Below are 20,944 nucleotides of genomic sequence, written 5' to 3' on the forward strand. Positions count from 1 at the left end.
GTCGCGGGGGGCACCGTCGTGGTGGGCGTCCGCTGCGGCACGGCCTCGTCCTGCGGTCCGGCGGGGCTCGGTGAGGTGGGCAGCCGGGACAGCGGGCCGGGCGCCTCGACGGGGAGGACCGGGGTGCGGGCCGGCGCACTCGTCCCCGCGGCGTCCGGGTCCTGCGCCAGGGCGGTCGAGGGGCCGCCGTCGTCGGCCGCGTCGCGCAGGAACGCCTGCGGCAGCAGCCCCGCCCCGGCGAGGACGCCGAACACCAGGACGGTGGTCACCGCGGCGCGCACGCTCCAGGGCACCTGGCGGGGGCCTCCCGTCGGGGAGGTCCGCAGCCACTCCAGCACGCGCCGGCCGGCCGCTGCCGCCGGGGAGCTGAGCACCCCGCACAGCACGGCGCCGGCGAGCAGGACGGCGGCACCGACCAGCAGCGCCGTCGCGTAGCCGCTGGCGAACGCGTCGCGCGCGCCGGCGGCCACGGCCGCGCCCTCGGGACCCAGCTGGGCGGAGAGCCCGAGGGCCTGGGCGATGCCGGCCTCCGCCCGGGCGGCGTCCGGGGCGGACAGGCCCGACACCGCACCGAGCACCTGGTCGCCGTAGCCGGTCAGCAGGACGCTCGCCGCGACCGCGCCACCAAGCGCGCCGCCCACCTCCCTGGTCACGTCGTTCACCGCCGCGGCGAGCGTGCGGCGGTCCGCCGGCAGCCCGTCGATGATGAGCGTGGTGCCCGGGGTCAGTGCCAGCCCGAACCCGATGCCGAAGACGAACAGCGCCGCCCCGAACCGCCACAGCGCCGCTCCGCCGTCCGCCTGCCAGGCCAGCAGCCCCAGCCCCAGCGCCATCTGGGCCATGCCCCACGCCGCCACGGGCCGGGCACCGAAGCGGCGCAGCAGCGCCGGGGCGGCCTGCGCCGTGGGGCCGATGCCCAGGGCCATCGGGGCCAGCCACAGCGCCGCCTGCAGCGGGGAGAGCCCGTGCACGTACTGCAGCCACTGCGGCGCCAGGAAGAACAGCCCGAACGCGGCGAAGAACTGCAGGAAGACCACGGCGCTGCCCGCTGAGAGGCCGGGGGAGCGGAACAGGCGGACGTCCAGCATCGGGTGGGGGCTGCGCAGCTCGGCCAGCACGAACGCCGTCAGCACCAGGAGGCCCCCGGCCAGCGCGGTGACGGTGAGCCCGTCGGTCCAGCCGCGCTCGGGACCCTCGATGACCCCGTAGACCACGCCGGCGAGGCCGACGAGCGCCAGCAGGCCGCCGACCGGGTCCAGCGACAGGTGCGGGTCGGCCGACGGCGGGACGACCGCCACGCACAGCGCCAGGACGACGGCCGACAGCACCCCGAAGGCGATCTGGACGCTGCCCCACCAAGCGACCTCCAGCAGGACGCCGGCGATCAGCAGCCCGAGCAGCGCACCGGCGCCGGAGACCGCGGCCCACACCCCGATCGCCGAGGACCGGCGCTCCGGCGGGTAGGCGTCGACGAGCACCGACAGGGTCGCCGGCATGACCGCCGCCGCCCCGGCTCCGGCCAGCGCGCGCAGCACGATCAGCTGCGTGGGGTCGGTGACCAGCCCCGAGGCGAGGCTGCACACCGCGAACACGCCCAGCCCGAGCAGCAGGGCGGTGCGGCGGCCGTACTTGTCCGCGGCGATGCCGAGCGGCAGCAGCAGAGCGGCGAAGACGAGGGCGTAGACGTTCACCACCCAGGTCAGCTCGGTCTGGGAGGCACCGGTCGACCGGGCGATCTCCGGCATGGCGAGGGCCAGCGACGAGCCGGCCCCGATCACCAGCGCCAGGGCTGCGCACATGACCGCCAGCAGCGCGCCGAGCCTCCCGTGCGTCGTCCGCTGGGGCATGCTCACTCCATACGTTCGCCTCATACGCTCGTCTCAGGGCTGGGCACCAGCATGGAGGTCGGATGACGCAGACCGCTACCCCCTCGCGGTTGTTGGACGCCGCGGAGGAGCTCCTCGCCCAGCACGGACCGGCGGGCACCTCCGTGCGGAACGTGCTGCGACTGGCCGGGGTCGCCAACGCCGCCGCGGTGGGCTACTACTTCGGCGGCAAGGCCGCCCTCGTCGCCGCGGTGGAACGCCGGGTGGTCGACCAGGTGGTCGCCGACCGGGAGCTGTCCCTGCAGCCGCTCGTCGAGGCCCCCGACGTCGAGGGGCTGGTGGACGGCTGGGTGCGGCCGATCGTGACCCTGCGGTGCGCGGGGCGGGGCCGGTACGCCGCGCGGGTGTTCACCCGCATCTTCGACCAGCCCCCCGCCCAGTGGGAGGCCAACGGCGCGGCGGCGATCCGCGCCATGGCCGGCCGGTACTGCGCCGTCCTGGCGCCGCTGCTGCCGCACCTGGACGCGCGCGAGCTGACCTGGCGCTGGCAGTCGGTCACCGCGAGCACGGACTTCTACGCCATCGGCGCGCTCGACTTCGGCGAGCCGGACCCCGGCCCGGACGACGTCGACCGGCACGTCCGAAGGCTCGTCGTCCCCGGCAGCGCCCTGCTGCGCGCCCCGGCGAGCTGACCGGACCACCGCGCGGCCAGACCTTCCCAGCGGGGGGTGGACCCGCGAGGATCCGGCCGCGCGGTCCCGCGCGAGCACCTCGCCAGCACCTCCGGTCGACAGGAGAGCCGGGTGGACGACGTCCTGTCGATCGACACCCTGGCCGCGGTGGCCGCGGTCTCGCTGCTGGCGGCCCTGGTCGTGGGGCTGTTCCCGCGGCTGCCCGTGCCGCAGGTGGTGCTGCTGCTGGCCGGCGGCATCCTCATCGGCCCGCACGCCCTCGACCTCGGGGCGGCAGCGGACGTGCAGGTGCTCGCCGACGTCGGCCTCGGCTTCGTCTTCCTGCTGGCCGGCTACGAGCTCGACCTCCGGCTGTTCCGCCAGGACGCCGGCCGGCGCGCCCTGCTGGCCTGGTCGGTCTCGCTGGTCCTCGCGCTCGGGGTGGTCGGCGCGCTGGAGGCCGCCGGGATGGTCCGGGACTTCCTGCCGGTCGCGCTGGGCCTGACCACCACGGCGCTGGGCACGCTGCTGCCGGTACTGCGCGAGAAGGGCCTGCTCGGCGGCCCGCTGGGCCGGTACCTGCTGGCCACGGGCGGGGTCGGCGAGCTGCTGCCGGTGCTGGCCATCGCGGTGTTCCTGGGCACCCAGGGCCGGATCGCCGCGCTCGTCTCGCTCGGCACGGTCGCGCTGCTCGCAGTCCTGCTCGGGGTGCTGCGCCGGGGGGTCCACGAGGGCGGCCGGCTGGCCGGCGTCATCGCCGCCGGCCAGAACGAGACCGCGCAGATCACCCTGCGCGGGACGGTGGTGCTGCTGGTCACGCTCATCGCGCTCACCGACCAGTTCCACCTCGACGCGGTCCTCGGGGCCTTCCTGGCCGGCGTCGTCCTGCGCCGGTGGGTGGGGGAGGCGGCCCCGCTGCTGGAGTCCAAGCTCGACGCGGTGGGCTACGGCTTCTTCGTCCCGATCTTCTTCGTCTCCTCCGGGATGGCCCTGGACCTGCCGCGGATCGCCGAGGCGCCGCTGCGGCTGGTGCTCTTCTTCGTGCTCATGCTGGCCGTCCGGGGTGGCCCTGCGCTGCTGGTGTACCGCGGCGTGCTCCCGCCCCGGCAGCGGGCGCAGACCGCCCTGGTGAGCGCCACGGCGCTGCCGGTGCTGGTCGCGCTCACCGAGATCGGCCTGCGCAGCGGCACCATGCTGCCGGAGAACGCGGCCGCGCTGGTGGGTGCGGGCGTGCTCACCGTGCTGCTGCTCCCGGCGCTGGTCGTCGCCCTGGACCGGCGGCCCGAGGCAGCGACGCACGCACCGGCGACCCCGGGGCCCGGGTGACCGGCTGGGACTGGGCAGCCGCCGGCCTCGCCCTGGTGGCCGCGGCGCTGTTCGCGGTCGCCTCGGCGGTGCAGCAGCGGTCGGCGGCGGCCGTCCCGGACGGGCAGGCCGGCGGTCTGCGGCTGCTGCGGCACCTGCTGCGGTCCCGGTGGTGGTGGGCCGGCACGCTGGCCGACTCCGGCGGCTACCTGGCACAGGCCGCCGCCCTCGGTCTCGGCTCCCTGGTGCTGGTGCAGCCGCTGCTGGTCACGACCGTGCTGTTCGCGCTGCCGCTGGGTGCCCGCTGGGCGCACCGGCGGCTGAGCCGGTCGGACTGGGCGTGGGCCGGCGTCCTGGTGGTCGCGCTCGCCGCGTTCGTGGCGACCGGCGAGCCGACCGCCGGCGACGACACCGCCGGCTGGCGCAGCTGGCTGCCGGCCTGGGTCGTCCTCGGCGCCGCGGTCACCGGCTGCCTCGTCGGGGCCGCGGTGCGCCGCGGCACCCCTCGCGCGGTGCTGCTGGCGATCACGACGGGCGTGGCCTACGGCCTCGCCGCGGCCCTCACCAAGGGCGTGGTCAGCCTCCTGGACGACGGCCCCGCGGCCGTGCTGGGCCACTGGGGCACCTACCTGCTGGTCGCGGTGCTCGCCGGGGGCACCGTGGTGCAGCAGTCGGCGTACCAGGCCGGCCCGCTCGAGGCGTCGCTACCCGCGGCGACGGTGGGCGAGCCCGTGGTCGCCGTCGCGCTCGGCCTCACGGTGCTCGGCGAGCGGGTGCAGGCCGACGGCGCGGAGTGGCTGCTGATCGCCGTGCTCACGGTGGCGATGGGAGTGGCCACGGTGGCGCTGGCCCGGTCCTCGGCCGCGCCGCTGCCGACACCCGTCGCGCCGTCGTGACGGCGGGTCACGCCGCTGCCTGCGCCGGCGGGTCCGAGGGTGCGGGGACCCCGCCGACGCCCCGCGGGACGAGCAGCGTCCCGATGCCGGGCACCGACAGGAAGCCCTCGGCGCCGGCGTAGCGGAGGGCGACCCGCGGCAGGTCGGCGGTGCTGCGGACGGCGAGGACGCGGGGCAGCCACTCGGGGGCGAACCGCTCGTTGAAGTCCCGGAGCGAGCGGATCTGGAAGAACGGGTTGAGCAGGCCGACCGCCCAGCGGGCGGCACGCTGGGACGGGGTGAACGCCACGTCGTCGGCGAACAACCGGCCCCACATCGCGAAGTTCATCGACAGCCGGGCCACGCCCCGCCCGCCCAGCTCCGTCGCGGTGGACGCGATGAGGAACTCGGTCGTCCCGTTCGGGGCGTCCGGGTCGTGCCGCATCAGGTCCAGCGTGTACCCGAAGTCGGGCCCGTGGGCAGGCACCAGTCGCAGGAAACCGCCCGCCCGACCGGCCTCGTCGAGGGCGACGCAGAGCAGGAACCCCGGGTCGGCACCGGCGCCGCGCACGTCCTGGGACAGCGTCATGGTGAACCCGCGCTCGGGGGCCTTGCCCCGCCAGCGGGCGCTGATCGCGTTGAGCTGGTCGACCAGCGCTGGCGCCGCACCGGCCTCGGCGACCAGCCGGAAGCGGTACGTGCGGCCGACCCGCCGCACGGCCGCGCGGAGGCTCTTGCGACCGGGGCCGTCGAGGGTGAAGCGCCGGCAGTCGATGACGGCCTCGTCGCCCAGGTAGCTGGAGGTGAAGCCGCGCGAGGCGTACAGCGGCATGCTCGCCTCGCGGACGGCCAGCAGGGCCGGCGTCCAGGCCCGCTCCTCGCACATGGCGAGGAACTCGTCGAGGACCCGGACCACCGACTCGCGGGCCCCGATCGGGTCGCCCGAGACCAGCGCGAACCCGCCGACGTAGGTGTAGGCGAGGAAGGCCTCGCCGTCCCGGGAGAAGAAGAACGCCTTGTCGTCGCGCAGCGCGAAGTACGCGAGGGTGTCCCAGCCGTAGGTGTGCACCAGGCGGTCGGCGTGCGCCCAGTCGTCCTCGGTGTGCGGGCGGGTGGCGGTCAGCGGCCGCAGCAGCAGCACGGCGAGCAGGACGAACCCGACCACCCCCAGCGCCAGCAGCGCCGCCGGCAGGAAGGAGGCGATGAACGCCGACCGGTAGGTGTAGGGACCGTCCACCCCGACCAGCCCGCCGAACACCGTGCCCAGTGCGCCGCCGAGGGTGAGGTCCGGCTCGATCCGGGACCGCTCGGCCCACAGCGCGGAGAGGCCGAACGCCAGCACGCCGGCCAGGTAGAGCGGGAGCACGTGCAGCAGGCGCAGCAGGGACGGCGGGTCGCCGGGGGCGCGGAAGGCCGCCCGGTAGCGCACCAGCGCGGCCAGCAGCAGCCCGCACATCACCACCGCGACCGGGTGCGGCCCCTTCACGACGTGCGCCACCGCCCCGACGGCGAACAGGGTCACGGTGACCTGCCAGGCCCGCTGCTTGCGCCGCGCGAGCTGGTCGGCGAGCAGCACCAGCAGCAGGCCGACGACCACCGACCCCACCGCGCCGGCCACCGGGACCCACAGCGGGTCGATGGCCGGCCCGTCCCCGCCGAAGCGGGAGTGCACCACGGGCAGCCGGACCAGCAGCTGCAGCACCCCGCTCAGCGCGGTCAGCCCGGCGAGCACCCGGACGGCCAGCGGGTGGACCCCGGCGCGAGGCGGCGCGGGCGGCACCGGGTGCGCCGAGGGCGCCATGGCCGGCAGCGCGGTCACCGAGGCGGCCCCAGAGGTGTGCCCCGGGACCTGCTCCGGCGCCTGCCCCGGGGTGGCGATGCTGCCGGCCGGGATCGGGGTCGGCGCCACCAGCGGCCGCGGCGCACCGGCCGGCCCGCCACCGGGCGGCGGGCCGGACTCGGGCCGCAGCGTCGGGAAGAGGATGACCTCGCGGATGGAGTCGACGCCGGCCAGCAGCATCACCAGCCGGTCGATGCCGATGCCGAGCCCGCCGGTGCACGGCATGCCCCGCTCGAGCGCCCGGACGTAGTCCAGGTCGACGTCCCCGGCCTCCGGGTCGCCGCGGGTCTTCGCCCGTGCCTCCGCCTCGAAGGCGGCCAGCTGCTCCACCGGGTCGTTCTGCTCGGAGTAGGCGTTGCACAGCTCGAAGCCGGCGACGATGAGCTCGAACCGCTCGACGTAGGCCGGGTCGTCGCGGTGGGTGCGGGCCAGCGGCGAGACCTCGCGCGGGTAGTCGGTGCAGAAGACCGGGCCGACGATCGAGTGCTGCACCTGCTCGTCGTAGACCTCCTTCATCAGCCGGCCCGGTCCCCAGCCGGCCTCGTACGGGATGCCCAGCCGGTCCAGGACGGCGCGCGCCTCCCCGATCGGCATGCCGGGGTGCATCGTGGCGCCGGTGACCTCGGCGATCATGTCGGCGAAGCGCTTCCGGGGCCACGGGGTCGCGGCGAGGTCGATGGCCTGCCCGCCGTGGTGCACGGTGAGGTCGGCGGCGTCCGGGCCCAGCGCGGCCCGGGCGGCGCCGGTCACCATCCCCTCGACCAGGTCCATCATGTCGGTGTAGTCGGCGAAGGCCTGGTAGGCCTCCAGCATCGTGAACTCCGGGTTGTGCCGGGTGTCGATGCCCTCGTTGCGGAACACCCGGCCGATCTCGAACACCCGCTCCATCCCGCCCACGATCAGCCGCTTGAGGTGCAGCTCCAGCGCGATGCGCAGGTACAGGTCCAGGTCCAGCGCGTTGTGGTGGGTGACGAACGGCCGGGCGCTGGCCCCGCCCTGGATGGTCTGCAGCACCGGGCCCTCGACCTCGGTGAACCCGCGGTCCTCGAGGTGCCGGCGGATGGCGCGGACCGCCGCGTGCCGGATCCGGAAGACCTCGCGGGTGCGCTCGTTGACCTCCAGGTCGGCGTAGCGCTGCCGGTAGCGGGTCTCGACGTCGGTCAGCCCCCGGTGCTTGTCCGGGGGTTCCAGCAGCGCCTTGCCCAGGACGGCGAAGTCCTCGACGCACACCGACAGCTCGCCCCGCCGGGTGGTCATCACGGTGCCCTCGACGCCGAGCCAGTCGCCCCGGTCGACGTCGTCGAACTCGCCGTGGCGCGCGGCGCCGAGCACGGAGGTGTCGACGAACAGCTGCACGGCCCCGGTGCGGTCGCGCAGCGAGGCGAAGGTGAGCCGTCCCTGCCGCCGGATCAGCTCCACCCGGCCGGCGATCCGCACCCGGTCCGGCGTCCGGGTGTCCGGTACGAGCGTGGTGTGCGTGCTGCGGATCGACGCGGCCGTCGCGTCGGTCGGGTACCGGTAGGGGTAGCCGGCCACGCCGCGGGCGTGCAGCGCCTCGAGCTTCGCCAGCCGGTGCGCCCGCTGGTCGGGGCGCTGTCCGGCGACGTCGGTCTCGCTGACCATCGCGCCATCCTGGGGACCGGCGTCCGCCCGCGGTCGGCATCCACCGACGGGGGCGGGATCGTGCCGCACCGCGCCGGTGCGTCGCTGCGCTGCTGACCGGGGCGGTCGCTGCCCGTGCGGTCGGCCCGGTCAGCCGCTCACTCGGTCGCCGGCCCGGTGGGCACCCCGCCGCCGACCACGTAGGTCCGGGCGTTGGTGAACTCCAGCGCGCCGGCCTCGCCGAGCTCACGCCCGTAGCCGCTGCGCTTGGTCCCGCCGAAGGGCAGCCGGGGGTCCGAGGCGACCACGGCGTTGACGAACAGCGCCCCGGAGGTGATCCGCCGGCCGACGGCCAGCGCGTGCCCGGGGTCCGCGCTCCACACGCTGGCTCCCAGCCCGTACCGGGTGGCGTTGGCCAGGCGTACCGCCTCGTCGTCGTAGGCCACCACGACCACCGCCGCGACCGGTCCGAACGTCTCCTCGGCCAGCACCGGCATGTCCAGGGTGACGTCGGTGACCACGGTCGGGGCGAAGAACGCACCCGGCCCCGCCAGCGGTGCGCCGCCGGCGAGCACCCGGGCGCCGGCGGCGACCGACTCGCGGACCTGGCGCTCCAGGCCCTCGCGCAGGTCGGCGCGCGCCAGCGGGCCGACCTGCGTCGCCTCGTCGCGCGGGTCACCGACCTGCAGCCCGCGCACGGCCTCGGCGAAGCGGGCGGTGAACTCCTCCGCGACGTCCCGGTGCACGACGAAGCGCTTGGCCGCCAGGCAGCTCTGCCCGGAGTTGAGGAACCGGCTCCGCACCGCGCCGGCCACGGCGGGCGCCACGTCGGCGTCGGCCAGGACGACGAACGGGTCGGAGCCGCCGAGCTCCAGCAGGCTCTTCTTGACGGCCCGGCCGGCCGCGGCCGCGACGGCGGCGCCGGCCCGCTCGCTGCCGGTCAGGCTGACCGCGGCGACCCGGTCGTCCGCGATGAGCGCCCGGCTCGCCTCCGGCACGTCGTCCTCGGCCACCACGATGCTGCGGAAGACGTCCGCCGGCAGGCCGGCGTCGCGGAGCACCCGCTCGATGGCGAGCGCGCAGCCGGTGACGTTCGGGGAGTGCTTGAGCACGGCGGTGTTGCCCGCCAGCAGGGTCGGGGCGGCGAACCGCAGCACCTGCCAGAACGGGAAGTTCCACGGCATGACGGCCAGGACGACGCCGATCGGCTCCTGCGCCACCCAGCTGCGCTGCTGCCCACCGGTGTCGACCGGCCGCGGGGCGAGGAAGGCCGGCCCGGAGTCGGCGTAGAAGTCGCACGCGGTCGCGGACTTCTCCACCTCGGCCCGGGCCTCGCTGATCGGCTTGCCCATCTCCGCGGTCATCAGCGCGGCCAGCTCGCCGGACTCCTTGCGCAGCTGCGCGCCGATCGCCCGGACCAGCTCGGCGCGTTCCGCGACCGGCCGCGCGGCCCAGGCCGGCTGGGCGGCGTGCACGCCGGCGAGGACCTGCAGGACCTCGCCGACCCCGGCCGCCGGGTAGGTGGCCAGCACCTGCCCGGTGGCCGGGTCGACGGTGGTGACCTCAGGCATCGATCGTTTCGTAGGTCTTCACGCTGCGCTCGGCCAGGTACTCGAGGATGTAGCCGAACACGTTCTCCTGGAAGTGCGGCGTGGCCTTGTGGTCCTCGTAGGCCTGGGCGTCGGCGTACTGCTCGTACAGGAAGAAGGTCTCCGGGTCCTCGGGGTTGACCTGGGCTTGGTAGAAGACGTTGCCCGGCTCGGCCCGGGACAGCGGCGTCATCTTCCTGATCACCTCGGTGACCCGCTCGGCCTCTCCGGGCTTGGCCTTCCAGGTGGCTGCGACGACGAACGCCATGTCAGTGGTCCTTCCGGTTGGGTGTGCCGACGGTGTTGCGGAGGACGCCGATCGGGCCGGCCTCCATCTCGATGACGTCCCCCGGCTGGATCCAGCGGTCCAGCTCGAGGCCCGAGCCCCCGGTGGCGGTGCCCGAGCCGAGCACCTCGCCGGGGAGCAGGGTCTGGTCCTGCGCGGCGTAGGCGATCAGGTCGCCGAACGAGTGGTGCATGGCGGAGATGCGGTCACCGCCCCACCGCTCGCCGTTGACCCGGACCTCGAGCTCCAGGGTGTCCAGGTCGACCTCGTCCGGGGTGACGATGCACGGGCCGAGCGCGTTGGAGCCGTCCCACTCCTTCGCCTTGGCCGGGCCCATGCCGATCGGCAGCTCCCGGCGCTGCACGTCCCGGGCGGACACGTCGTTCCAGATCGTGTAGCCGAAGACGAAGCCGAGGGCGTCCTCGGCGCGGACGTCCCGGCACCGCCGGCCGATGACGGCCGCCAGCTCCAGCTCGTGGTCGAGCTGCGCGCTGTAGGAGGGCCACGGCAGCACCGTGTCCGGGCCGGTGACCGTCGTCCCCGTGCTGCGGTAGAAGACCGGGGTGTCGTACCACTCCGCGGGCACCGCGCGGCCCAGGTTCCGGTAGGCGTTGAGCAGGTGCCCCTCGAAGGCGAGGAAGTCGCGGAAGGACCGGGGGACCAGCGGGGCGAGCAGCCGCGCGCCCGGCACCGCCCGCTCCGCCGCGATCGGCGCGCCGGCCTCGATGAAGGCCACCATGTCGCCGTCGAACCCGACGTCGAGCACGGTGCCGCCGTCGAGCCGACCCACCCGCGGGGCGTCGCCCGGGGACGGCGACGCGAAGGTCACGAACCGCACGGTCAGATGGTGGTGATCGGCCGCGACTGCAGCAGGTAGAGGTCGCCTGCGGCGTCGAAGGCCCACTCGATGTCCTGCGGCTGCCCGTGCAGCCCGGCGAGCGCCAGCCCCATCTGCGCCAGCGCGACGCACTCGCCGTCGCTGAGCACGCGCTCGGAGTCGACGATCTTGGACTTCTTCACGTCCCCCGCGCGGGAGAGCGTGTAGTTGTCCGGGGTGGTCTCGCCGGACACGACCGCCTCGCCGAGCCCGCGAGCCGCCTCGACCACCATCCGGTCCTTGCGGCCGTGCACCGGGTCGACGGTGAACAGGACGCCGGACTTCTGGCTGTCGACCATCTGCTGGACGACGACGGCCATCGCCACGTCCTCCAGCGACCCCTTCTCCTGCCGGTAGAAGACGGCGCGGTCGGTGAAGAAGGACAGCCAGCACTCCACGACGTGGTGCAGCACCGCCTCGAGCCCGTCGGTGTTGAGGAAGGTCTCCTGCTGGCCGGCGTAGCTGGCGCCCGCCGAGTCCTCGGCGCAGGCCGACGACCGGACGGCGACCAGGCCGGTGAGCCGGGCGTACTCGGCCTCGATCAGCTCGCGGGGCGGCTGGGCGGCGGCCACCAGCGCGCGGGCGGCCTCGACGTCCTTGTGCCGCATCGCGTCCCGCAGGGCCGCGGTGTCGACCGCGGCCTCGAAGGCCGCCGAGGTGATGACGAACCCGGGCGGGACGGGCAGCCCCTCGGCGGTCATGGTGGCCAGGCTCGCGCCCTTGCCGCCGGTCAGCTCGACCTCCTGGCAGCGGGGGTCGGCGAAGGGCAGCACCAGCGGGGCGTCCGTCGGCACGGTGGTCTCCTCGGTCGGGGGGAGGGTGGCGGTCATCAGAGGGCACCGACCGGGGCCGAGGCCGGGACGTCGCTGACGATCTCCACGCGGCCGGTGGAGCCGTTGACCCTGACCCGGTCCCCGGTCTTGATCCGGCGGGTGGCGTCGGAGGTGCCGACGACGGCGGGGATGCCGAACTCGCGGGACACGACGGCGGGGTGCGAGGCCATGCCGCCGGCATCGGTGACCAGGCCGGAGATCTTGGTGAACAGCACGACCCAGGACGGGCTGGTCATCCGGCAGACGATGATCTCGTCGCGCTGCACCTCGCCGAACTGCTCGGCGGAGAGGACGACGCGGGCGGTGCCCTCGACGACGCCGGCCGAGGCCGGCAGGCCGGGGATCTCGGCGTCGTGCGAGGGGGCCGGCCGGTTCAGCTTCTCCGGGAAGGCCCACAGCGACCAGTAGGGGAAGCCCACCTGGTCGGCGGTGGCGGTGCCGATCCAGTCCCGTGGCCGCACCTCGTAGGCGTCCTCCCGAGCGTCCCGGCGGTCACCGACCAGCTCCTGGGCGTCGAAGGAGTTGCTGCCGGCCATCAGCCGGCGCAGCTCGTTGTAGCGGAGGTACATGACGTCCTCGGCGTCGTCGAGCCGGCCCTCCTCGACCAGCTTGCGGCCGATCGCGACGAGCACCAGCCGCACCCGGGCGTTGGTGCCCTGGTCGATGTAGAAGTGGTGGTCCGGGGTGAGCGGGTTCATCCGCAGGCTGAGCTCGAGCGCCCGCTCCAGCTCCTCGTGCGCCGGCCCGGGCTCGACGCCCTCGAACACCTCGGCCTTGGCCTTCTCCAGGTCGTCGGCGACGGCCTGCAGCTCGGCCGGGTAGTCGTAGTCGCTCTCCAGGTAGCCGCGAATCGCCTCGACGATCGGCGCCGGGTCCTCCCGCCACGTCCGGAACGAGAACTCGTGGGCGTACATCGACTTGTAGCCGAAGGTCTGCTGGTAGGGCTCGATGTGCTCGGCGATGAAGGCCCGGCCGGCCTCGGTGCCCTCCAGCGCCCGGAGCACGTCGCCGGCGGTGGCCTTCTCGAACGCGCGGGCGACCTCGCCCTGCTCCTTCGCGACCAGCTCCTTGATCTTCCAGAGCTCCTCGATGGAGTCCCAGTTGCGGTTGACCGTCGAGCTCTGCAGCCGGCCCATCAGGGCGGAGTGGTCGCCCTCGCCCTTGGCGGCGGCGACCGCGGCGTTCAGCGCCAGGGTCGAGGAGAACTGGGCGAAGTTGAGCACCCAGTGGATCTGCCAGTGCCGGTCGTGCATGTCGATCGCGTCCTCGAGCAGGATCGCGAGCTCGACCAGGCTGGCGGCGTCGTGGTCGTAGGTGTCGAAGCGGACGAAGTTGCGCTCCATCTCCGGGCGCAGCCGGTCCCGCCACCAGACGAGGAAGTGCTCGGCGTAGTAGGGGAGCGTCCAGCCCATGTAGGCGCCGAGCTCGGCCGGGTCCTCGGCGTCCAGCGGCACGCGCGGGGTGTACCGCGCTCCGTACTCGGAGGCCTCCGCGGACAGCCCCGGGGTGGCCGGGATGGCCGCCGTGTACACGTAGCCGTTGACGACCTTGGAGATCCAGTCGGACGCGAACGGCGTGCCGAAGCGCCGGAACATGTAGTCGCACTTGAGCCACCAGCCGCCGATGTCGGCGTACATCGGCGAGATCGGGTTGGGGATGTGCAGGTCGTCGTGCACCCAGAAGAGCTCCTGCTGGCCCTCCTCCCACTGCACCGGGAACTCGTCGTCCCCGAAGAAGGTCGCCAGGACCGTGTCGTCGCTCATGCCCACTCCGTCGTGAGTCGTGTCTGGTGCCGTACCGGCGCGGTGCTCCCGGCAGCCGTTGCGGGCCCGCGCGGCGAACAATCGATAATCAAGCAGATGGGTGCGACACGCGTCAACCCTCTGCGGTGACGCAGGTCGCACGAGGGTCCCGGACGCGTCGGCCTGGCGTGCCGGCGCTTGACAGCGCGCGGAGCTGCGGGGCTCACTATCGATAACCGCGCCGCCGCAGCGGAGGCGATCGATGAGAGGGGCCCCGCATGGCACCGGCGCCGCAGCGTCCCGTCCTGCTCCGGGAGGCGATCAAGGAGCGCATCGTCGAGCGCATCCTCGACGGGACCTACGGGCCGGGGGAGCGCATCGTGGAGAGCGCCGTCGCCGCGGAGTTCGGCGTCAGCCAGGCCCCGGTCCGGGAGGCGCTGCGCGACCTGGAGGCGATGCGCTTCGTCGAGTCCCAGCCGCACCGCGGCGCGCGGGTGCGCGAGGTGAGCACCGAGGAGCTCGTCCAGATCTACCCGGTGCGGGCGGCGCTGGAGGAGGTGGCCGGCCGGGAGGCGGCGCCGCGGATCACCGAGGAGCAGCTCGCGCTGCTCGGTGAGGAGCTCGCCGGCATGCGCCGGGCCGCCGACGCCGGCGACCTGCACGCGCTGATGGTCCACGACACCCGCTTCCACGAGGTGATCGTCGAGGCCGCCGGCAACCAGGTGCTGCTCGACGTCTGGCGCTCCCTGCGGGTGGAGGCCCGCAGCCTGGTCAGCGCGCTGAAGAGCCACTCCGACCTGCACTCGATCGCCGAACTGCACCGGCCGGTGCTGCAGGCCGTGCAGTTCCGCGACCCCGACTTCCTGGGCCGGGAGATGCGCGCCCACATCGAGTTCTTCGGCGCCTCGGTCATCTCCCACCTGCGCAAGGGCGCGCCCCCGGCGCCTCAGGCAGCGGTCGGTTCGACCCCCAGGTAGCGGCGCTGGGCGTCGGTGTCGGCGAGCAGCTGCGCCGACGTGGTCTCCAGCGCGACCTCGCCGTGCACCATGACCAGCAGCCGGTCCGCCACGGCGGTGGCCATGCCGAGGTTCTGCTCCACCAGCAGCAAGGTGAGCCCCTCGGCGACCAGCGTCCGGCAGGTCTCGGTCAGCTGTTCCACGATCGCCGGCGCCAGGCCCTCGGACGGCTCGTCCATGAGCAGCAGCTTCGGGTTGGTCAGCAGCGCCCGGCCGATGGCCAGCATCTGCTGCTCGCCGCCGGACAGCATCGCCGCGCTCACCTTCCGCCGCTCGGCCAGCCGCGGGTAGAGGTCGTAGACGGCGTCGACCGTCCACTGCCCGCGGGTGGCCAGCGCCCGGCTGAGCATGCGCAGGTGCTCGTCGGTGGTGAGCGAGGGGAAGATCCGCCGGCCCTGCGGCACGTAGGCGATGCCCCGGCGGCAGATGTCGTAGGACGGTCGGCCCAGGATCTCCTCGCCGTCCAGCCGGATCGAGCCGCGGGCCGAGGGCGGGGTGATCCCCATGATCGCCTTGCACAGGGTGGACTTCCCCATGCCGTTGCGGCCGACGATGCCGGTCGAGCGCTGCCCGACCGAGGCCGACAGCGCGTTCAGCACGTGCGCGCTGCCGTAGTGGGCGTCGAGGCCGGAGATCTCCAGCACCTGCTCAGACATGGGCCTTCCCCAGGTAGAGGTCGTGGACGCGCTGGTCGGCCCGGATCTCGGTCGGCGTGCCCTCGACGATCACGACGCCGTCGTGCATCATCGTCACCCGCTCGGCCACGGTCAGGGCCACGTCCATGTCGTGCTCGATCAGGAGCAGCGTCACGTCCCGGTCGAGGGACAGCAGCAGCGCGGTGAGCAGCTGCCGCTCCGACCGGGACAGACCTGCCGCCGGTTCGTCCAGCAGCAGCATCCGCGGCTCGGCCACCAGCGCCAGGCCGATCTCCAGCTGCCGCTGCTCGCCGTGCGACAGGTCGCCGGCGAGGGTGGCCAGCCGGTCGGTCATGCCGACGCTCTCCGCGGTCCGCCGGGCCTGCTCCCGGGCCGTGCGGTCGCGGCCGGTGCGCAGCAGCCGGAGGCGGCCGCCGGACACCCCGATGGCCGCCAGGTACAGGTTGTCCTCGACCGTCAGCCCGGTCAGCAGCCGGGAGGTCTGGAAGGTCCGGGACAACCCCATCCGGGTCCGCTGCCGGGCGCCCAGGCGGGTGACGTCGGCGCCGAACAGCTCGATGCTGCCGGCGGTGGGGGTGTCCGCCCCGGCGACCAGGTTGAACAGGGTGGACTTGCCGGCCCCGTTGGGCCCGAGCACGGCCCGGCGCTCACCGGGTGCGATGTCGAGCGCCACGTCGCCGACCGCGACCACCCCTCCGAAGCGCCGGGTCAGGCCGCGGACCCGCAGCACGGGACCGGTCGCAGCGCCGGTCATCGGGCACCTCCGGAGGACACCGGGACGGGGGGCGCGGGGGTGCTCGGCGCGGCCGGTGGAGGCGCTCCGCCCGCAAGGCGGTGGCGCAGCCAGGAGCCCGCGCTGCCGAGCAGGCCGACCACGCCGCCGGGGGACACCAGCACGATGACCAGGAAGACCACGCCCAGCCAGGTGGTGAAGCGGTCGGTCCACCCGCGCAGGTAGGTGTCGCAGAGGGTGTAGATGAGCGCGCCGACCCAGGCGCCCTCGAGCCGGTTCAGCCCGCCGATGACGGCCGTGGTCAGCACCAGGATGGCGATCGCCAGCGAGATCGAGCCGGCCGACATGCGCGTGTTCGACCACGCCGAGAGGACCCCGGCCGCGCCGGCGACCGGTGCGGCGAGGGTGAACCCCAGGATGCGGTGCAGCCGCACGTTGTAGCCCAGCGCCGCCATGCGGACCGGGTCGTCGCGCACGCCCTGCAGGGCCAGCCCGAACGCCGTCCGGGAGACGTGCCGGAGGCCCAGGAAGGCCAGGACGGAGACGACGAGCAGGAACCAGTACATCCGGGCCGGGTCCTGGACCGGGTCGCCGAGCACGGCGGGCGGTCGGACGCCGTTGATGCCCTCGTGCGCCCCGAAGGTGGGCACCGCGGCGAAGTAGAAGTAGGTCACCTGGGCGAAGGCCAGCGTGATGATGAGGAAGTAGATGCCCTGGCTGCCGCTGGCCACCGCGCCGAAGAGCAGGCCGACGGCGGTGGCGGCGAGGATGCCGGCCAGCGCCGCGGCCCACGGGTCCCACCCGGACTCCACCGACAGCCGCGCGGCGATCAGCCCGGCCACGCCGAACAGCGCCGTCTGGGCCAGCGACACCATGCCGCCGTAGCCGGACAGGAAGGTCAGGCTCACCGCCACGATCCCGAGCCACAGAGACGTGAGGCCGACCTGGCTGGTGAAGAAGGTGGTGCACAGCACCGGTACCAGGGCGACGACGACGAGCACCACCGCGAGCGCACCGCGGGTGCCGAGGGTCAGCATCCGGTCCATCGTCATCGTGCCTTCCCGAAGAGTCCGGTCGGCCGCACCGCGAGGATCACGGCGAGCAGCACGAAGGTGAGCAGGGCGGAGAGGTTGGAGTACTCGGCCGGCAGGTACGCCCCTGCGTACTGGTCGACCAGGCCCAGCAGCAGCGCGCCGAGGGCCGCGCCCCCGAGGCTGCCCATGCCGCCCACGATCACCACGACGAGCGCGCTGACCAGGAAGGACTGGTCCTGACCCGGGGCCAGGGACAGCGCCGTGCCGGCGAAGACGCCACCCAGGCCGGCCAGCGCGGAGCCGACGAAGAAGGCGGCCGCGAACACCCGCTGGACGTTGACGCCCAGGGCCGAGGTCATCTGGGTGTCGTCGACGCCGGCCCGGACGACCATGCCGACCCGGGTGCGGGTGTAGACCAGCCAGAAGAGCAGGCCGACCACGAGGGCGGCGACCAGCATCGCGAGGCGGAACCGCGGGTAGGAGAGGTCGTAGACACCCAGCGACAGCGGCTGGGCCAGCCACTCGGGTGGCGCGATCGCCGTCGGGGTGGCGCCGAAGTGGGCCAGCATCTGGTCGGCCAGGATCAGCGAGACGGCGATGGTGATCAGCGCCTGCCGGAGGTCCTGGCCCTGGTTCCAGCGCAGGAACAGCTGGTGCACGACCAGGCCGACCAGCCCGCTGGCGCCCATCGCCAGCACGGCGGCCAGCCACCAGGACATGCCGGCGTCCTGCACCAGCTCGAGCGCGACGTAGCCGCCGAGCAGGAACAGCGCGCCGTGGGCGAGGTTGGTGACCCGGAGCAGGCCGAAGATCAGCGTCAGCCCGCTGGCGCTGATGAAGTACAGCCCGGCCAGGGTGAGGCCGTTGAGCGTGATGAGGATGAACGTCGGGACGTTGCCCTCGGTGCCGAGGCCCTTCTCGAAGGCCTGCAGCAGCACCCCCAGCAGCCCGAGGACGCCGACCACCACGGCGGCCGTGGCAGCCACCGGGAGCCGTGGACGCGGTCGGGGGGTGGAGCGGCTGGCCGCTGCTGTCCGTGTCGCCATCAACGCACCGAGCCCTTCGCGCCCTTGCGGGGGAACCGATAATCGATTAGGCATGTCACCACATGACCTGAGGCACGTCAAGGAGCCGCCGTGAGCCCGCCGACCGTCGTCCTCGTGGGCACCCTGGACACCAAGGGGGACGAGTACGCGTTCCTGCGCGACCGGCTGCAGGCGGCCGGCGTCGGCACCCTGCTGGTGGACGTCGGCACCCAGGGCGTCGCGCGCACCCCGGCCGACGTGCCGCGCGAGGAGATGGCCGCCGCGGGCGGGTTCGACCTCGCCGACCTGACCGACCGGGGGGCGGCCGTGCAGGCCATGTGCGCGGCCGTGCCCGGCGTCGTGCGCCGGCTGTTCGACGAGGGCCGCTGCTCCGGGGTGCTCGCCGCGGGTGGGTCGGGCAACACCGCGATCGCCACCGCTGCCATGCGGGCCCTGCCCGTGGGTGTGCCGAAGCTGGTGGTCTCCACCATGGCCTCCGGTGACACCGCCGCCTACGTCGACGTCAGCGACGTGACCCTGATGCCGGCCGTCACCGACGTGGCAGGCCTGAACTCCGTCTCGGCGCGCATCCTCGCCAACGCGGCGGCCGCCATGGCCGGCATGGTCAGCGCGCCGCCGGTCGACCTGGGGGAGTCCCGCCCGGTCGTCGCGGCGACGATGTTCGGTGTCACCACACCGGCGGTCACCACTGCGCGGGAGGAGCTGGAGCGCCGCGGTTACGAGGTGCTCGTCTTCCACGCCACCGGCACCGGCGGGCGCAGCATGGAGAGCCTGGTCGAGTCCGGGTTCGTCACCGGCGTCCTGGACCTGACGACGACGGAGCTCGCCGACGACCTGGTCGGCGGTGTGCTCTCGGCCGGGCCGCACCGGCTCGAGGCCGCCGGTCGGGTGGGCGTGCCGCAGGTGGTCTCCCTCGGCGCGCTGGACATGGTCAACTTCGGCCCGCGGGAGTCGGTCCCGGCACGCTTCGCCGACCGCACGCTCTACGTGCACAACCCGAGCATCACGCTGATGCGCACCACGCCGGAGGAGTGCGCCGAGCTCGGCCGCCGGCTGGGCGCGAAGCTCTCGGCCGCCACCGGACCGGTCGCGCTCTTCGTCCCGCTGCGCGGCATCTCGGCGATCTCCGGGGAAGACGGCCCCTTCGCCGACCCGGACGCCGACGCGGCGCTGCTCGCCGGGCTGCGCGAGACGCTCGCGCCGTCGGTCGAGGTGCACGAGGTCGACGCGCACGTGAACGACCCTGAGTTCGCCGTCGCCATGGCGGCGCGGCTCGACGAGTTCCTGGGAGGAGCACGATGAACGGCCTCGATGCGCGGCAGCGGCTGCGGGACACCCGGGCGGCCGGCGGCACCATCGTCGGCGCCGGAGCGGGCACCGGCCTGTCCGCGAAGTGCGCGGAGGCCGGTGGTGCCGACCTGATCATCATCTACAACTCCGGTCGCTACCGGATGGCCGGCCGCGGGTCGCTGGCCGGGCTCATGCCCTACGGCGACGCCAACGCCATCGTGCTGGAGATGAGCGCCGAGGTGCTGCCGGTCGTCCGGGACACCCCCGTGCTCGCCGGGGTCTGCGGCACCGACCCCTTCCGCCTGATGGACCGGTTCCTGCGGCAGATCGAGGACGCCGGCTTCGCCGGGGTGCAGAACTTCCCGACCGTCGGGCTCATCGACGGCACCTTCCGGGCCAACCTCGAGGAGACCGGGATGAGCTACGCGCAGGAGGTGGAGATGATCGGCCTGGCCGCCGAGCGGGGCCTGCTCACCGCGCCCTACGTGTTCGACGTCGCCTCCGCCGAGGCCATGGCCCGGGCCGGTGCCGACGTGCTGGTCCCGCACATGGGGCTCACCACGAAGGGCAGCATCGGCGCGCAGACCGCCCGCACGCTGGACGACTGCGTCGCGCTGGTGCAGGAGATGCACGACGCAGCGGTGGCGGTCGACCCCGACGTCATCGTGCTGTGCCACGGCGGGCCGATCGCCGAACCGGAGGACGCCCAGTACGTCCTGGAGCGCACCCGCGGTGTGGTCGGCTTCTTCGGTGCCTCCAGCATGGAGCGCCTCCCGACGGAGGTGGCGATCACCGAGAACATGCGGCGGTTAAAGGCGGTGCGCACCGCTCCTTGACGGGCGCAGGTCACCGTCGTAGCTTTCTCATCGATCATCGATGATTCAGACGGTGGCGCGGCCTCCGGACGTCCGGCGGGCTGACCGCGCGATCACCGGGATCATGGGCGGAGGCGCGCGGCAGGCGCTCCCCTCGACCAGCCAGAACTGGAGGTGGCCATGTCCGGCCCCGACGCCCTCACCCGCAGCGTGCTCGCCGACCAGGTGAAGGAGCGACTGCTGGAGGCGATCCTGGACGGGTCGTACCCGCCCGACTCCCGCATCGTCGAGACGGCGGTCGCCAAGGAGCTCGGCACCAGCCAGGCGCCGGTCCGCGAGGCCCTGCGGGGGCTCGAGGCGCTCGGCATCGTCGAGATCACCCCGTTCCGCGGGGCCCGGGTCCGCCGCCTGGACGTCGCCGAGCTGCTCGAGGCCTACGTCGTCCGCTCGGCGATCGAGGTGCTCGGTGCCCGGCTGGCGGTGGCCCGGCTGACCGACGACGACGTGGCGGCGCTGGCACGGATCGGCGAGGACATGCGCCGCGTCGCCGACGCCGCCGACGGCCGGGCCCTGGCCATCGTGGACGCCAGCTTCCACGAGAAGATCATGCAGCTGTCGGGCAACAGCACGCTGCTGCGCGTCTGGCGCTCGCTGGAGCCGATGTCACGCACCTACATCACGCTGGTCGGCCCGAACTCCGACCCGCAGTGGACCTGCGGCCTGCACGACCCGATCCTCGAGGGCATCCACCGCCGGGACGCCGACGCGGTCGTGGCGGCCATCGAGCACCACTTCGACGAGGTGCGCGAGCGGCTGGCCGGCTCGCTGGCCGGGGTCGCCGAACAGCAGGACTCCGCAGCGCAGCAGCCGGCCACCGGGACGTCCTGACCCGCACCGCTCCAGCACCT

Annotated in this window: 18 protein-coding genes; 7 read left to right on the forward strand and 11 right to left on the reverse strand. The window is 74.1% G+C overall.

Annotated features, from left to right (window positions below; translation table 11 throughout):
* On the reverse strand, positions 1 to 1,847 hold a 1,847-nt coding region (locus FHL80_RS01825), incomplete at its 3' end, for an MFS transporter (protein ID WP_216870345.1).
* Positions 1,848 to 1,909: 62 nt separating this feature from the next.
* Between FHL80_RS01825 and FHL80_RS01830 the strand changes: the two genes are divergently transcribed.
* From FHL80_RS01830 to FHL80_RS01840, 3 genes are all read left to right on the forward strand, one after another.
* On the forward strand, positions 1,910 to 2,518 hold the full coding sequence (locus FHL80_RS01830) for a TetR/AcrR family transcriptional regulator (RefSeq protein WP_138731772.1): 609 nt from the start codon (positions 1,910 to 1,912) through the stop codon (positions 2,516 to 2,518).
* A gap of 111 nt (positions 2,519 to 2,629) precedes the next feature.
* Complete coding sequence (locus FHL80_RS01835) at positions 2,630 to 3,823, forward strand: cation:proton antiporter (protein ID WP_138731773.1); 1,194 nt, start codon at positions 2,630 to 2,632, stop codon at positions 3,821 to 3,823.
* Complete coding sequence (locus FHL80_RS01840; RefSeq protein ID WP_138731774.1) at positions 3,820 to 4,698, forward strand: DMT family transporter; 879 nt, start codon at positions 3,820 to 3,822, stop codon at positions 4,696 to 4,698. The genes FHL80_RS01835 and FHL80_RS01840 overlap by 4 nt, the downstream gene beginning before the upstream one ends.
* A gap of 7 nt (positions 4,699 to 4,705) precedes the next feature.
* Here the strand turns inward: FHL80_RS01840 and lysS are convergent, their stop codons facing one another.
* The 6 genes from lysS to FHL80_RS01870 all read right to left on the reverse strand — a co-directional run bounded on the left by lysS (position 4,706) and on the right by FHL80_RS01870 (position 13,467).
* Positions 4,706 to 8,140, reverse strand: a complete 3,435-nt coding sequence (gene lysS, locus FHL80_RS26630; protein ID WP_138731775.1) for a lysine--tRNA ligase — start codon at positions 8,138 to 8,140, stop codon at positions 4,706 to 4,708.
* Positions 8,141 to 8,277: 137 nt separating this feature from the next.
* The gene (locus tag FHL80_RS01850; RefSeq protein ID WP_138731776.1) at positions 8,278 to 9,690 is read right to left on the reverse strand and encodes an NAD-dependent succinate-semialdehyde dehydrogenase; all 1,413 of its coding nucleotides are present in this window, start codon (positions 9,688 to 9,690) and stop codon (positions 8,278 to 8,280) included.
* On the reverse strand, positions 9,683 to 9,976 hold the full coding sequence (locus FHL80_RS01855) for a putative quinol monooxygenase (RefSeq protein ID WP_138731777.1): 294 nt from the start codon (positions 9,974 to 9,976) through the stop codon (positions 9,683 to 9,685). The genes FHL80_RS01850 and FHL80_RS01855 overlap by 8 nt, the downstream gene beginning before the upstream one ends.
* A 1-nt stretch (position 9,977) precedes the next feature.
* A complete protein-coding gene (locus FHL80_RS01860) occupies positions 9,978 to 10,832 on the reverse strand; it encodes a fumarylacetoacetate hydrolase family protein (protein WP_138731778.1) in 855 nt (284 codons plus the stop codon).
* A 2-nt stretch (positions 10,833 to 10,834) separates the two neighbouring features.
* On the reverse strand, positions 10,835 to 11,701 hold the full coding sequence (locus FHL80_RS01865) for a PEP/pyruvate-binding domain-containing protein (protein ID WP_138731779.1): 867 nt from the start codon (positions 11,699 to 11,701) through the stop codon (positions 10,835 to 10,837).
* Positions 11,701 to 13,467 carry a PEP-utilizing enzyme gene (locus FHL80_RS01870; protein ID WP_138731780.1) on the reverse strand — a complete coding sequence of 589 codons (1,767 nt, stop codon included), beginning with the start codon at positions 13,465 to 13,467 and terminating at the stop codon, positions 11,701 to 11,703. The genes FHL80_RS01865 and FHL80_RS01870 overlap by 1 nt, the downstream gene beginning before the upstream one ends.
* Before the next feature lie 257 nt (positions 13,468 to 13,724).
* Here FHL80_RS01870 and FHL80_RS01875 point away from each other — a divergent pair, with 257 nt between their 5' ends.
* The gene (locus tag FHL80_RS01875; RefSeq protein ID WP_138731781.1) at positions 13,725 to 14,423 is read left to right on the forward strand and encodes a GntR family transcriptional regulator; all 699 of its coding nucleotides are present in this window, start codon (positions 13,725 to 13,727) and stop codon (positions 14,421 to 14,423) included.
* On the opposite strand, the gene FHL80_RS01880 is transcribed toward FHL80_RS01875, so the two are convergent.
* Genes FHL80_RS01880 through FHL80_RS01895 form a run of 4 tightly spaced genes read right to left on the reverse strand, consistent with a single transcriptional unit; the run spans position 14,393 to position 17,871 of the window.
* Positions 14,393 to 15,118 (reverse strand): ABC transporter ATP-binding protein, encoded by a 726-nt coding sequence (locus tag FHL80_RS01880; protein ID WP_138731782.1) that lies wholly within the window; start codon positions 15,116 to 15,118, stop codon positions 14,393 to 14,395. The genes FHL80_RS01875 and FHL80_RS01880 overlap by 31 nt on opposite strands.
* Complete coding sequence (locus FHL80_RS01885; protein ID WP_138731783.1) at positions 15,111 to 15,872, reverse strand: ABC transporter ATP-binding protein; 762 nt, start codon at positions 15,870 to 15,872, stop codon at positions 15,111 to 15,113. Before FHL80_RS01885 ends, FHL80_RS01880 begins: the two co-directional genes overlap by 8 nt.
* Positions 15,869 to 16,903, reverse strand: coding sequence for a branched-chain amino acid ABC transporter permease (locus FHL80_RS01890; protein WP_138731784.1), 1,035 nt, complete (start codon positions 16,901 to 16,903; stop codon positions 15,869 to 15,871). Before FHL80_RS01890 ends, FHL80_RS01885 begins: the two co-directional genes overlap by 4 nt.
* Positions 16,900 to 17,871 (reverse strand): branched-chain amino acid ABC transporter permease, encoded by a 972-nt coding sequence (locus tag FHL80_RS01895; protein ID WP_138731785.1) that lies wholly within the window; start codon positions 17,869 to 17,871, stop codon positions 16,900 to 16,902. Before FHL80_RS01895 ends, FHL80_RS01890 begins: the two co-directional genes overlap by 4 nt.
* Before the next feature lie 150 nt (positions 17,872 to 18,021).
* On the opposite strand from FHL80_RS01895, the gene FHL80_RS01900 reads away from it, so the two are divergent.
* The 3 genes from FHL80_RS01900 to FHL80_RS01910 all read left to right on the forward strand — a co-directional run bounded on the left by FHL80_RS01900 (position 18,022) and on the right by FHL80_RS01910 (position 20,924).
* Positions 18,022 to 19,233 (forward strand): Tm-1-like ATP-binding domain-containing protein, encoded by a 1,212-nt coding sequence (locus FHL80_RS01900; protein WP_138731786.1) that lies wholly within the window; start codon positions 18,022 to 18,024, stop codon positions 19,231 to 19,233.
* The gene (locus FHL80_RS01905; RefSeq protein WP_138731787.1) at positions 19,230 to 20,057 is read left to right on the forward strand and encodes a phosphoenolpyruvate hydrolase family protein; all 828 of its coding nucleotides are present in this window, start codon (positions 19,230 to 19,232) and stop codon (positions 20,055 to 20,057) included. The genes FHL80_RS01900 and FHL80_RS01905 overlap by 4 nt, the downstream gene beginning before the upstream one ends.
* Positions 20,058 to 20,216: 159 nt before the next feature.
* The gene (locus FHL80_RS01910) at positions 20,217 to 20,924 is read left to right on the forward strand and encodes a GntR family transcriptional regulator (RefSeq protein ID WP_138731788.1); all 708 of its coding nucleotides are present in this window, start codon (positions 20,217 to 20,219) and stop codon (positions 20,922 to 20,924) included.
* The last annotated feature ends 20 nt before the right edge of the window (positions 20,925 to 20,944 follow it).

Origin of the sequence: Modestobacter excelsi, assembly GCF_005930495.1 — a bacterium.
In the GTDB taxonomy this organism is placed as follows: domain Bacteria; phylum Actinomycetota; class Actinomycetes; order Mycobacteriales; family Geodermatophilaceae; genus Modestobacter; species Modestobacter excelsi.